11 protein-coding genes are annotated in these 11979 nt (G+C 71.7%); 7 read left to right on the forward strand and 4 right to left on the reverse strand.

Translation table 11 applies throughout. The features are described 5' to 3' along the window. The first annotated feature begins 1 nt into the window (after position 1). The 3 genes from secF to J8J14_RS16845 all read left to right on the forward strand — a co-directional run bounded on the left by secF (position 2) and on the right by J8J14_RS16845 (position 3235). On the forward strand, positions 2–997 hold the full coding sequence (secF, locus tag J8J14_RS16835) for a protein translocase subunit SecF (RefSeq protein WP_209380707.1): 996 nt from the start codon (positions 2–4) through the stop codon (positions 995–997). 8 nt (positions 998–1005) lie between these two features. Further along, a complete protein-coding gene (locus tag J8J14_RS16840; RefSeq protein ID WP_209380708.1) occupies positions 1006–1971 on the forward strand; it encodes a tripartite tricarboxylate transporter substrate-binding protein in 966 nt (321 codons plus the stop codon). 82 nt (positions 1972–2053) lie between these two features. Next, the gene (locus tag J8J14_RS16845) at positions 2054–3235 is read left to right on the forward strand and encodes an EAL domain-containing protein (protein WP_209380709.1); all 1182 of its coding nucleotides are present in this window, start codon (positions 2054–2056) and stop codon (positions 3233–3235) included. Positions 3236–3553: 318 nt separating this feature from the next. Here the strand turns inward: J8J14_RS16845 and J8J14_RS16850 are convergent, their stop codons facing one another. Further along, positions 3554–4333 (reverse strand): DUF4394 domain-containing protein, encoded by a 780-nt coding sequence (locus J8J14_RS16850; protein ID WP_209380710.1) that lies wholly within the window; start codon positions 4331–4333, stop codon positions 3554–3556. Between the two features lie 202 nt (positions 4334–4535). On the opposite strand from J8J14_RS16850, the gene J8J14_RS16855 reads away from it, so the two are divergent. After that, positions 4536–5531: a Bug family tripartite tricarboxylate transporter substrate binding protein gene (locus tag J8J14_RS16855; protein ID WP_245215884.1), complete on the forward strand. Its 996-nt coding sequence runs from the start codon at positions 4536–4538 to the stop codon at positions 5529–5531. A 31-nt stretch (positions 5532–5562) separates the two neighbouring features. Here the strand turns inward: J8J14_RS16855 and J8J14_RS16860 are convergent, their stop codons facing one another. Further along, a complete protein-coding gene (locus J8J14_RS16860) occupies positions 5563–6417 on the reverse strand; it encodes a class I SAM-dependent methyltransferase (protein WP_209380711.1) in 855 nt (284 codons plus the stop codon). 162 nt (positions 6418–6579) lie between these two features. On the opposite strand from J8J14_RS16860, the gene ubiM reads away from it, so the two are divergent. Together ubiM and J8J14_RS16870 are read left to right on the forward strand one after the other, a co-directional pair. After that, positions 6580–7776, forward strand: coding sequence for a 5-demethoxyubiquinol-8 5-hydroxylase UbiM (ubiM, locus tag J8J14_RS16865; RefSeq protein WP_342452476.1), 1197 nt, complete (start codon positions 6580–6582; stop codon positions 7774–7776). A gap of 80 nt (positions 7777–7856) precedes the next feature. Continuing rightward, positions 7857–8948, forward strand: a complete 1092-nt coding sequence (locus J8J14_RS16870) for a catalase family protein (protein ID WP_209380712.1) — start codon at positions 7857–7859, stop codon at positions 8946–8948. Positions 8949–8966: 18 nt separating this feature from the next. Here J8J14_RS16870 and J8J14_RS16875 read toward each other — a convergent pair whose 3' ends face one another. Continuing rightward, complete coding sequence (locus tag J8J14_RS16875; RefSeq protein ID WP_342452477.1) at positions 8967–10421, reverse strand: MFS transporter; 1455 nt, start codon at positions 10419–10421, stop codon at positions 8967–8969. A gap of 135 nt (positions 10422–10556) precedes the next feature. Continuing rightward, a complete protein-coding gene (bdcA, locus tag J8J14_RS16880) occupies positions 10557–11270 on the reverse strand; it encodes an SDR family oxidoreductase (RefSeq protein WP_209380713.1) in 714 nt (237 codons plus the stop codon). 87 nt (positions 11271–11357) lie between these two features. On the opposite strand from bdcA, the gene J8J14_RS16885 reads away from it, so the two are divergent. Further along, positions 11358–11936 carry a TetR/AcrR family transcriptional regulator gene (locus tag J8J14_RS16885; protein ID WP_209380714.1) on the forward strand — a complete coding sequence of 193 codons (579 nt, stop codon included), beginning with the start codon at positions 11358–11360 and terminating at the stop codon, positions 11934–11936. The last annotated feature ends 43 nt before the right edge of the window (positions 11937–11979 follow it).

Below are 11979 nucleotides of genomic sequence, written 5' to 3' on the forward strand. Positions count from 1 at the left end.
CATGTTCGGCTTCCTCCGCCGCCCCCTCTTCCGCCTCGTCCCGGACGACACCCGCATCCAGTTCATGAAGGGACGGTTCGCGGGCCTCGCTCTCTCCGCCATTCTCTCCACCGCCTCCGTCATCCTCGCCTTCAACCCGGGCCTGGAGCAGGGCATCGACTTCAAGGGCGGCATCATCATGGAGGCCCGCACCCCGGGCCCCGCCGATCTCGGCCAGCTCCGCGGCGCCGTCTCGGGCCTCGGCCTGGGCGATGTGGGCGTGCAGGAATTCGGGGATGCGTCCACCGTCCTCATCCGCCTGCCCGTCCAGGGTGAGGAAGCGGCGACCCAGCAGGCCGTCTCCCGCGTGCGCGGCGCGCTGGAGCAGGTGGCGCCGGGAGCCCGCATCCTGCGCACGGAGGCTGTCGGCAACCGCGTTTCGGCGGAGCTCTTCCAGGGCGGCCTGATCGCCCTCGGCGTCTCGCTGGCCGCGATGCTGATCTACATCTGGTTCCGCTTCGAGTGGCAGTTCGCCGTCGGCGCCGTCATCACCCTTCTCCTCGACACGACGAAGGTGGTCGGCTTCCTGGCCGTGACGCGGATCGAGTTCAGCCTCACCACTGTCGCCGCCATCCTCACCATCATCGGCTTCGGCGTGAACGACAAGGTCGTGGTCTATGACCGGATGCGGGAGAACCTGCGCAAGTTCAAGACGATGCCGCTGCGCGAGCTGATCGACCGCTCGATCAACGAGACGCTGAACCGCACCCTCGGCACCTCCATCACCGTGGCGCTTTCGGCCCTGCCGCTGGCGCTGTTCGGCGGCGACACCCTCTCGGGCTTCGCCTGGACAATGCTGTTCGGCATCGTTGTCGGCACCTCCTCCTCCATCTTCATCGCGGCGCCGATCCTGCTCTTCCTCGGGGAGAACCGGCTGCGCCGCGGCACGGAGGCGCCGGCCAGGCCGGCCCCGGCGGGCAAGGCCCCCGCCACCAGCTCCGCGGGCCGCCGGGGCTAGCCAGGCCGATGGTCACCCGCCGCGCATGGATCGGTGCGCTCTCCATGGCGGCGGTGGCGCGGCCGGCCGGCGCGCAGATGTCCATTCCCTATGTGGCGCCGGTGACCAAGCCGAAGGCCGTCACGCTGCTGCTGGGCTCCCCAAGCGGCAGCGCGACCGATCTCTGGGTCCGCGGCTTCGCGCCCTTCCTGGAGCGCCACCTGAAGCAGGTGCAGGTCACGGTCGCCAACCGCGTCGGTACGGGCAGCCTGACCGCCCTGCGTGACCTTGCCGATTCCCGCACGGATGGTTCCGTCATCGCCTATGCCTCCACCCCCTTCCACATCGTGCGGATGGTGGAGCGGGGCGCCGCATCCCTGCTCGACCGCATCACCCTCCTGGGCGCGGTGACCGAGGAGCCGGTGATCCTCGTCGCCCATCCGAACACCGAGATCGCCTCCCTGCGCGAAGCGGGGGCCGCCCGCCCCCTCGCCCTGCCGCCCCCGGCCAGCGCGGCATCCGTCGCCGCCGCCGAGCTCGCCCAGATGCTGCCGCTGGAACAGCTCCACTTTCCCTCCGCCGCCGCCGCGCGGCAGGCCGCCGCCGCCGGCAATGCCGCCGCGGCCCTCCTCACCCTTTCCGAAGCGGTGGTCGCGATCCGGGAGGGGAAGCTGGTCCCCCTGGCCATCGGAAGCGCCGCCCGCCATCCCCACTGGCCCGAAACCCCGACGCTCCGCGAGGTCGGCATCCCGCTGGTCGCCGCCCTGCGCCGCGGCATCGCCGCCCCGGCCGGCATCGCGCCCGAGACGGCGGCGGCCCTCCCCCGCGCCCTTCGCGCCGCCGTGGCGGACCCCGAGTTCCTCGCCCAGGCCGAGACGCGCGGCATCCTGCCTGTCTTCCGGGATGGCGAAGCCTGGACGGCCCTTGCCCGCCAGGACCTGGCGGAGCTGACCCATCGCTGGGAAACCTCGCCCTGGCCGCTTAGCGGCGGGTAAGCGGGGCGCGGGCCGCCTCATTCTGGCCACATACGCCCCCGGCGGTTATCCTTCGGGCCCTTGGTGGAGGCAGGTGCCATTCGTGCCCACTGAACCGGCCCAGGCCGAAGGCCCGCGGCTCCCTCCCCCCCGGGAGGAGGGCGAGATTCTTGCTGTCCTGCGCAGCCCGCACCTTCTCGCCATGGCGCAGGATGGGCTCCGCAGCATCGGCGCCCCGCCCGCGCGCCCCATGACCATCGCCGAGGCGATGGCGCGTCTGGTCGGCCCGCACCGCCCGCCGCTTGGCCTTCTTTGCGAACCGCAGCCGGATGCCCCCGCCTGGTCCAGCTTCCAGGCCGCTGCCCAGGATCCGTTCAGCCCCACCCAGCTGCTGCTGCTCGGCCAGGGGCAGCCGATCCCGCCGGATCCGGCCGCGCTCGTCATCGCTCTCCGCGCCCTGACCGGGCGCCACGAGGGGAATGACGCCCGTGACGCCGCCGCCCTGCGCCGGGGCCTGGAGGAAGGCGAGGTCGCCCTGCGCTACCAGCCCATCGTCCGCATCGCGGACCGCGCGCCCGCAGGGCTGGAGGGACTGGTCCGCTGGCTCCGTCCCGATGGCCATCAGGGCACCACGCCGCTCGGGCCGGATGCCTTCGTCCCGATGGCCGAGCGCAGCGGCCTCGGCCCGGCCCTCACCCGCGCCGTGGCGCAGATGGCCGCGGCCGACATGGCCGCGCTCCGGCCCGGCCTTTCGCTTCCCGTCTGCATCAACATGCCGCTTCAGGTGGTGCTCCGCCGGGACACCCTGACCTGGCTGCGCCAGCTGGCACGGGCAGCCCGCCTCCGCCCGGCCTTCCTGGGGGTGGAGCTGACCGAAACCACCCCGGTCCGGGATCCGGCCCCTCTCCTGCGTGCCGTCACCCGGCTCCGCGAGGCCGGCCATGCCGTCTGGATCGACGATATGAGCCTGGAGGAGAACCGCGACCTCCTTCTCGGCCTTCCCTTCACCGGGCTGAAGCTGGACCGCTTCCTGGTCGGCGCCATGCCCGGGAGCCGCCGCGCCAGGGCCGAGGTGGAGCGGCTTGTTGCCGCGGCCCATGCCCGCGGCATGCTCGTCACGGCCGAAGGGGTGACGGGCGCCCGGCTGTGGCGTGCCGTCGCCATGGCCGGTGTGGACCGGGCCCAGGGTTTTGCCGTCGGCCGCCCACTCCCCGCGCAGGCCCTTCCGGCCTGGCTCCAGGCCTGGCGCGCCGAGCGCCGCATCGCGCCCGAGGCGGTGGGTTGAGGCCACGCGGCACTGGGTTCCTGCTGGTGCTTCCCGGAGAGGGCTCCGCCCTCTCCGGACCTCACCCGCCAAGGGCCTGAGGCCCTTGGAACCCCGTCTGGCTGCCGCGGATACGATGCGACACGGGGTTTTTGAGGTCTCATCCTGCCTCTGCAGTCGCCTCCGGTCATGGACCGGAGGCGCACCGTCCGCCGGGCTTTTCCAAACTTCTGAAAGAAGATGATGGTGAGGGGTCCGGGGAGAGGAAGAATTCCTTCTTCCTCTCCCCGGGACAGACCGCCACCCCAGGCCGCGAAGATCGGCGGCCCCGTCCGGCGCTCAGCGCATGGCGGCGATATCGATCACCTCCGCCGCACCCGAGACCGGGCCCATCGGCGTTGGCGTCCCGTTTTCCAGGTTGATCTGGTGCAGCACGCCCCCGGCGAGCAGGTAGCCGGTGTTCGTCGTCCCTTCGGTCAGGATGTCGAAGGCCGCGGAGGCGGGCACGCCTTCGCCGATCCGCCCGCGCACCTGCTGCACCCCGTCATTCGGCGGCGCCTGCAGGTTCAGCTGCCCCAGCACGGCGTCGATGGTCAGCAACGCGGTCTGCTGCGCGCCCTGCATGCTGTTGGTATAGGCGCCGGCACTGATGCGCGGGCTGGTATCGGCCAGCGGGGTGCCGGGCTGGTACTTCAGCTGGCCGTCCCGCACCACCTGCCCGTTGTCCACATTCACCCGGAAATTCACCCCCGAGCTGCCCATCAGCCGCAGCCTGTCCGCCACGGGGTTGAAGTCCACCACGGCGCGCCCGCCGGATTCGAAGCGCTCGCCCAGCTGGCTCACCCGTGTCGCCATGCCGCTCATCGGGTCGATCGTCACGATCTGCCCGGAATCGGTCACGCCGTAGAGCTTCCCATCTGCCGGGCGCATGTCGATGCCGAGCAACTGCCCCTCCGCCCCGCGCACCCGCACGGGGGACGAGGCCCGCCGCGTCTCGCTGTCGATCCGCACCAGGCTTCCGTCGGAGGTCAGGCCGATCAGCGTCGCGCCCTGTGCCATGCCGGACAGGCCGAGGAAAGCAGCGCCGGTAAGGGCCAGGCGACGAATGGAGGAGGTCATTGGTGTCTCCGTCTGAAAGGCGGGACGCCATGCCCCGCCCTCACGCTACGGAGCGCCCGGCACGGTGGACGCAGCCCCGGCGATCACAGCGCCGTGAGCCTGTGGCCGGCTTTCCTGTCCAATTCGTCATCCAGCGCTCGATCAGCGGCACATCCGCCGTCTAAGCTTCCCCGCAACAAGATCACGCAGGGAGACGAAACGGATGCAGCACACCCGTATGACGCGACGCGGCCTGGGCGCCGGGCTTCTCACGGGCCTCGCGGCCCCAGCCATTGCCCAGTCACAATCCGCCTCCGCCTGGCCGGATCGCCCCGTCCGCCTCATCGTCCCCTTCGGCGCGGGCGGCGCCATCGACACCCTCTCCCGCACCGTCGCCCAGCGCTTCTCCGAATTCGCGAATGGCCAGAGCCTGGTCGTCGAGAACCGCTCCGGCGCCGGCGGCACCGTGGCCGGCGGCTTTGTCGCCCGCGAGAAGCCCGACGGCTACACGCTGATGATGGCGGATGTCGGCTCCAACGCCATCGGCAAGCTCCTCAACCCCGGCCTTGCCTATGATCCCGCAACGGCCTTCACCCCGATTATCCATCTGGTGAACCTGCCTGGCGTGGTGATCGCCCATCCATCCGTCACAGTGAAGGACCTGCCGGACCTCATCGCCCAGGCCAAGGCGCGCCCGGGTGCCTTCACCTATTCCTCCGCCGGGATCGGCAATGGCAGCCACCTTTTCATGGCGTTGCTGCTCCGCCAGGCCGGGGTGGAGATGGTGCATGTGCCCTATCGCTCGGGGGCCGAGATGGTCACCGCCCTGGTGCGCGGGGATGCGCAGTTCGGCTTCCCCACCGTTTCCTCCGCCCTGCAGATGATCCGGGGTGGCCAGGCGAAGGCCATCGCCGTCAGCACCGCCGAGGAAACCCCGGCTCTCCCCGGCATCCCGCCCGTCGCCCGCACCATTCCCGGCTTCAACCTGGCCGTGTGGCACGGAATCATGGCTCCGGCGGAGATGGAGCCCGCCCTGGCCAGCCGCATCAATACCGTTTTCGCCCGGGTCGCGGCCCTGCCCGAGGTACAGGAGGCCGTGTTCCGCGCCCAGGCCGGCCGCATGGTCGGCGGCAGCCCGAAGGACTTCGCCGATCACATCGCCCGCGAGATCGCCCGCTGGGAACCGCTGATCCGGGAGGGCGGCTTCAAGGTCGAGTAGCCGCCCGGCCCGGCATGGTCCCCGGGGAGGGTCAGACTCCCCGGTGGAACGGAGCCTGGCCGAAGCCGCCGCCCGGTGCCATCCGCGCCAGGCAGATCTGATTCAGGCTCAGCCGCCCCAGCGGGTTCCGCGCGAAATCCCCGTAGCGCTCCACCAGTTCCAGCCCCGAAGCTTCCAGCAGAAGCGGGATCTCCCGCGGGAAGAACTGCCGCAGCGCCAGCGGCGCCATCTGCCGCTCCCGCCCGTCCCGGTCGCGGATGTGCCAGTGCGAGACCCGCACCTGCGCCACCGGGTCATACCGCGCCACCTCCTCCGCCTGGATGGCGGAGGACGGGTTCGGCCCAAGGTCCAGCCGCCGCGGCGCCCCCTCGGGCTGCGCCAGCAGCCCCGGATCGGGCAGCACCACGTCAAAGGCCAGGGCCCCGCCGGGCTCCAGGTGGCGCCGGACCGAGGCCAAGCAGGCGCGCAAATCCTCCGGCTCATGCAGATGGGCCAGCGAGTTGCAGGAGATCACGATTAGCCCGAAGCGCCGCCCCAGGTCGAATTCGCGCATGTCTCCCAGCACGAAGCTCGCGGGCAGCCCCTGGTCCGCCGCCTTCCGTGCCGCTGCGGCCAGCATGGGGCGGGAATTATCCAGCCCCACCACCTCATGCCCATGTGCCGCCAGCGGCAGGGTCAGCCGCCCCGTCCCGCAGGCCAGTTCCAGTATCGGCCCGCCCCAGCGCGCCGCCTCCTCCCGGTAGAACCCCTCGCAGGGTCCGGGCTGCACGATCGCGTCATAGAGCTCGGCTTCGTCATAGAGGGAGGACAGGGAGGAGGAATGCCCCCCCAACGAGCCCGCATCCCGGTCGAGAAGCGGCTGGGAGAGGGCGTGATCCGGTGTCATTCGCATGGTTCCAGGAGGTGTCACCGAAGCAGAGCTCACTCAACCGCGATCGCGGGCTCCTCCTGATCGATTGAAGCCTCCCGCAACCGCCGGGCCGCCCCCATCTTCACCCCGCGGCCTCCCGCCCCTAAGGGAAGCCCGGCCAGAAGGAGTGCCGCTTCCGTGCAAGGCGTGGAGCATGACATCGCCATCATCGGCGCCGGCCCGGTCGGGCTGAGCTTCGCCATCGCCCTCGCCGGCCAGGGAATCTCCACCCTCCTGGTGGAGCGCCAGCCCGCCGAGGTCCTCGCCGAACCCGCCTTCGACGGGCGCGAGATCGCCCTCACCCACCATTCCCGTGCCCTGCTGGAAGCGCTGGGCGCCTGGACACGCATCCCCGCCAACGCCGTCTCCCCCCTGCGGGAAGCCCGCGTCCTGAACGGCACCGCCTCCTACGCCCTGACCTTCGACACGGGGAGCGAGGGCGCGGAGGCGCTCGGCTACCTCGTCTCCAACCACCTGATCCGACGCGCCCTGCACCAGGTGGCGCGGGAAAGGTCGGAGATCACCATCCTCGCCGGTACCGGCGTGGACCGGGTCTCCACGACAGGCGAATCCGCCCGCCTCGTTCTCTCCGACGGCCAGGAGGTCACGGCCCGCTTGGCCGTCGCGGCGGATACGCGCTTTTCCCGCTCCCGCCAGCAGCTCGGCATCGGCGTCTCCACCCTGGACTTCAACCGCTCCATGCTCGTCTGCCGCATGGCGCATGAGGCCCCGCACGGCCATGTCGCGACGGAATGGTTCGACTATGGCCAGACCATCGCCCTGCTGCCCGTGAACGGGAACGCCTCCTCGGTCGTCATCACCCGCAGCCACCAGGAGATCGGGCGGCTGAAGACCCTTCCCCAGCCGGAATTCGAGGCCGAGATGGCACGCAGCCTCGCCCGCCGGAATCTCGGCCCGCTGCGCCTCGTCAGCACCCGCCACGCCTATCCGCTGGTCGCCACCTATGCCCGGCGCTTCATGGCCCGGCGCTTCGCCGTGATCGGGGACGCGGCGGTGGGCATGCATCCCGTCACCGCCCATGGTTTCAACCTCGGCCTGCGCGGCGCCGAAAGCCTGGCGCGGGAAATCCTCTCCGCCCATCGCCGCGGCCGCGACATCGCGGCGCCCGATGTGCTGGGCCGCTACGAGGCCGCCCATCGCCTCGCCACCGGCCCGCTCTATGCCGGCACCAATGCCCTCGCCCGCCTCTATGCCGAGGAAGGCCCGGCGGCCCGCATCCTCCGCCACGCCGTGCTCCGCGCCGGCGGCGTCCTCACGCCCTTCCGCAAGGCGGTCGCCTCCATGCTGATGGACAAGGGCACCAACGCCGCCTGAGCGGGGCGCGCAGCGTCACCGCGGGGACAACCCACCGCGGGCGCCGGTGTTCTCCTGCCGCACCAGCTCCGGGCGCCGGCATGACCCAGTCCTTCCTTCGCTATTCCCCCGATGTGGAAACCGTGCCGCCGGAGGAGGCCGGGACGATCGAGGCCATCCTCGAGTCCATGCGCCGCCTCGCGACCCGGACGCCGGAGGAATACGGCCATGCCGTCCGGGTCTCCCATGCCAAGAGCCACGGCCTGGCGGTGGGCGAGCTGGAGGTTCTGCCCGGCCTTCCCGCCCATCTCGCCCAGGGCCTTTTCGCCAGCCCTGCCCGCTACCCCGTCGTCGCCCGGCTGGCCAATGTCCCCGGCGAGATCATCACCGACGCCGTCTCCACCCAGACCGGCCTTTCCATCAAGATCCTGGGTGTGCGGGGCGAGATGCTGCCGGGCCATGAGGGCGAGGTGACCCAGGATTTCGTGCTGGACACCGGCAGCCGGTTCGCAGCCGCCGATGCGAAGGCCTTCCTCCTCACCCACCGCGCGCTGGAACATGCGCCGCGGATCCCCGACCGGATGAAGGAAGCGGTTTCCAAGGCGTCCCGCGCCGCGAACAAGGCGCTGCACGCCCTGGGCACGGACAGCCCGAAGCTGGACTTCTTCGGCCACCCGCGCATCCACCCGCTGGCCGAGGCCTATTTCACCCAGGCCCCGATCCGCTACGGCGAGCATGTCGCCAAGCTCGCCGTCGTCCCGGCCACGCGGGAACAGCAATCCCTCGCTGGCGGCGCCCTCGACACCGATGCTGACGAGAATGCCCTCCGCACCGCTACCGTCTCCTACCTGCGCGCGCGGGACGCGGTCTTCGACATCCGGGTCCAGCTCTGCACCGATCTCGAGACCATGCCGGTGGAGGATGCCAGCCGGGAATGGGACGAGGAGCGAAGCCCCTACCAGACCGTCGCCCGCCTCACCTTCCCCCGCCAGGAAGCCTATAGCGAGGCGCGGCGGGACCATGTGGACCAGAACCTCGCCTTCTGCCCCTCCCACGGCCTGGCGGCGCATCGCCCCCTGGGCTCCATCATGCGGGCCCGCCTCCGCGCCTATCCCGAGATGTCCCGGCTCCGCCGGCAGGCGAATGGCCGCCCCCTGGCCGAGCCGCGCTCCATCGACGAAATCCCGGCCTGAGCCGGGCCATCCCCGCCCCTATCCCCGCCGGTGCCCGGAGGCGCGTGCCCCCGCATCCGGCGCCAGCCGCGCCGCCAGCGGCGCCGCCAGCAGCACCGGCAGCGCCGCCCCGAGGAAGGCGATGGCGAAATCCGCCACGGCCGGCTCCGCCCGCCCGCCCAGCGCGCTGGAGGCCGCCAGCCAACCTGCTCCCCATGTCACCCCCAGCGCCATGAAGAGCTGCTGCGCGGTCGCCGTGATGGAGGTGGCCGAGGACAGCTTCCCCGGGGGCACGTCCACGTAGCTGAGCGCGTTTGAGGCGGTGAATTGCAGGCTTCGCGACAGCCCGCCCCAGGCCAGGACGAGGAACACGGCCCAGAGCGGCCAGCCCGGCGTGAACAGGGAGCAGGCCACGAAGGAGGCCGCCACCATCCCCGCGTTCCAGGTCAGCACCCGGCGGAAGCCGAGATTGCGAAGCGCCATGCTCGTCATCGGCTTCATCACGAAGGCGCCCAGCGCCGTCGCGAGGGTGATCAGCCCCGAGGTAGTCGCCGAGGCCCCGAAGCCAAGCTGCATGAAGAGCGGCAGCAGGAAGGGCGACGCCCCTGCCCCGATCCGGAACAGGCTGCCCGAGGCTACCGCGATGCGAAAGGAAGGCACCGAGAACATCGAGAGGTCCAGCGCCGGATTCGGCGCCCGCCGCGCCCAGCGCACCGCCATCCAGCCCAGCCCACCCCCCAGCGCGAAGCCCGCCAGCGCGAGGGGCGCCGGCACCAGGCCGCGCCCGATCGTCTCCGCCCCGAACATCAGGCAGGCCAGCGCGGCGCCGATCAGCCCCACCCCCACCGCGTCCAGCCGCGGCGGCCGCGCGCCCCGCTCATCAGGGATCAGCCGCCACACGGCCAGCAGCCCGGCGGCTGCGACGGGCAGGTTGATCCAGAAGACAGCCCGCCACGACACCGTATCGGTCAGCAGCCCGCCCAGCGGCGGCCCCAGGATCGGCCCGAGCAGCGCCGGCATGGTCAGCCAGGTCGTCGCCCGCACCACATCCTCGGGCCGCACCTGCCGCAGCAGCAGCAGCCGCGCCACGGGCAGCATCATGGCGCCGCCCATGCCCTGCAGCACGCGCGCGGCGACCAGCTCCCCAAGCCCGCGCGAAAGCCCGCACAGCGCCGAGGCGAAGGCGAAGACCGCGATCGCCACCATGAAGACCCGCTTGGCCCCGAACCGGTCCGCCACCCAGCCCGAGACGGGGATGAACACCGTCAGCGCGACCAGGTAGGAGGTGATGGCGGCCGAGAGATGCAGCGGCTCCGTCCCCAGCTCCCGCGCCATCGCCGGCAGCGCCGTCGCGATCACGCTCGAATCCAGGTTCTGCATCAGCAGGGCGCTGGCCACGATCACGGCCGTGCGCCGCGTGTTCGGCGGCGGGGTGGGCAGATCGCCCGGCGCCCCCGCAACACCCTCTGCCGCATCCAGGCCCGATACCGCCACCACCCCTCCCGCGCCCCGTCACCGAGGGCGGGCAACATGCGCCCGCCCCGGCGCCGCGCGAAGTCCCGGAGGGGCGTGGAACACGACAAAAGCGGGCCGGGGCCAATGGCGGCCCCGAACCCCGCCCCTGGTGGCTCAGGCGCCGAAGCCGCCATCGATCGTGTGCATCGCCCCGGTCACGAAGCCCGCCTCCGGCCCTGCCAGCCAGGCCACCATCCCCGCCACGTCCTCCGGCCGCCCGTGGCGCCGGATGGCCATCACGGCGTGCTGGATGTCCTTCATCGGCCCGTCCGCCGGGTTCATGTCCGTGTCGATCGGCCCGGGCTGCACGACGTTCACCGTGATCCCGCGCGGCCCGAAATCCCGCGCCAGCCCACGCGCCATGCCCTGCAGCGCCGACTTGCTCATCGCGTAGGCGGAGAGGCCCGGGAAGGGAATCCGGTCGCCGTTGACGGAACCGATCACGATGATCCGCCCGCCCTCGGGCATCTGCCGTGCGGCCTCGACCGCCGCATGATAGGGCGCGTTCACGTTGATCCGGATCAGCCGGTCTACCGCGTCCGGGTCCTGCTCCAACGGATCACCGAAGGCGCCCACCCCCGCATTCACCACCAGCACGTCCAGCGGCCCGCTCTCCCGCACCCGCGCGATCACCGCGTCCCGGTCGGCGCTGTCCGTCACCGCCGCCGTGCTGCCGGTGTCGCGCGCCAGCTGCTCTGCCGCCTCGTGCGAGCCGGCATAGGTGAAGGTCACCACGGCGCCCTCCGCCGCGAAGCGCCGCACAATCGCCGCCCCGATTCCCCGGCTGCCGCCGAGCACGAGAATGGACTTACCCTGGAAACCGGCCATGAGGCCCTCCTTGAGATTTAAGTAGTAATCACTACATTAAATCCCGGAAGGCCCCCGTCAAGGGATTTTGTATCGGTGACTACAAATATGCCCCGCCCCCGCGGCCGGCCGCGCCGCTTCGATCCGGAAGAGGCGCTCGCCACGGCCCAGCGGCTTTTCCACGCCCACGGCTATGACGCGGTCAGCGTCGCCGACCTTACCCAGGCCCTCGGCATCAACCCGCCCAGCTTCTACGCCGCCTTCGGCAGCAAGGCCGGCCTCTATGCCCGCATCCTCTGCCGCTACAGCGCGGCCGAGGGCGTTCCCCTGGCCGAGATCCTGCGCCCCGGGCGCCCGGTCGCCGAAGCCCTCGCCGCCGTGCTGGAGGAGGCCGCCCGCCGCTACGCCGCCGATCCCGCCGCTGCCGGCTGCCTCGCCATCGAGGGCGCCCGCTGCAACGACCCCGAGGCGCGCGAGGCCGCCCGCGCCCTGACCGCGGCCGGCGAGGACACCATCCGCCGCTATGTCGCGGAGCATCACCCGGCGGATGCCGAGCGCCTGGCCGACTTCGTCGTCACCCTCATGGCCGGCCTCTCCACCATGGCCCGCGAGGGCCACGGCCTGGACCGCCTTCTCGCCACCGCCCGCCTCGCCGGCCAGGCTATCGCCCAGGCCCTTCCTGCCTAAGCGCCGCGAGGCGCCCGGTGGCGGCGCGCCATCCCGCCCGCGC

Origin of the sequence: Pararoseomonas baculiformis (assembly GCF_017813395.1) — a bacterium.
Classification (GTDB): domain Bacteria; phylum Pseudomonadota; class Alphaproteobacteria; order Acetobacterales; family Acetobacteraceae; genus Roseomonas; species Roseomonas baculiformis.

Excerpts from the sequence above, each read along its gene's own strand:
- J8J14_RS16840 (WP_209380708.1), top strand. The coding sequence starts at position 1,006 with ATGGTCACCCGCCGCGCATGGATCGGTGCGCTCTCCATGGCGGCGGTG.
- J8J14_RS16885 (WP_209380714.1), top strand. The coding sequence starts at position 11,358 with ATGCCCCGCCCCCGCGGCCGGCCGCGCCGCTTCGATCCGGAAGAGGCG.
- J8J14_RS16860 (WP_209380711.1), bottom strand. The coding sequence starts at position 6,417 with ATGACACCGGATCACGCCCTCTCCCAGCCGCTTCTCGACCGGGATGCG.
- J8J14_RS16850 (WP_209380710.1), bottom strand. The coding sequence starts at position 4,333 with ATGACCTCCTCCATTCGTCGCCTGGCCCTTACCGGCGCTGCTTTCCTC.
- J8J14_RS16870 (WP_209380712.1), top strand. The coding sequence starts at position 7,857 with ATGACCCAGTCCTTCCTTCGCTATTCCCCCGATGTGGAAACCGTGCCG.
- secF (WP_209380707.1), top strand. The coding sequence starts at position 2 with ATGTTCGGCTTCCTCCGCCGCCCCCTCTTCCGCCTCGTCCCGGACGAC.
- J8J14_RS16855 (WP_245215884.1), top strand. The coding sequence starts at position 4,536 with ATGCAGCACACCCGTATGACGCGACGCGGCCTGGGCGCCGGGCTTCTC.
- bdcA (WP_209380713.1), bottom strand. The coding sequence starts at position 11,270 with ATGGCCGGTTTCCAGGGTAAGTCCATTCTCGTGCTCGGCGGCAGCCGG.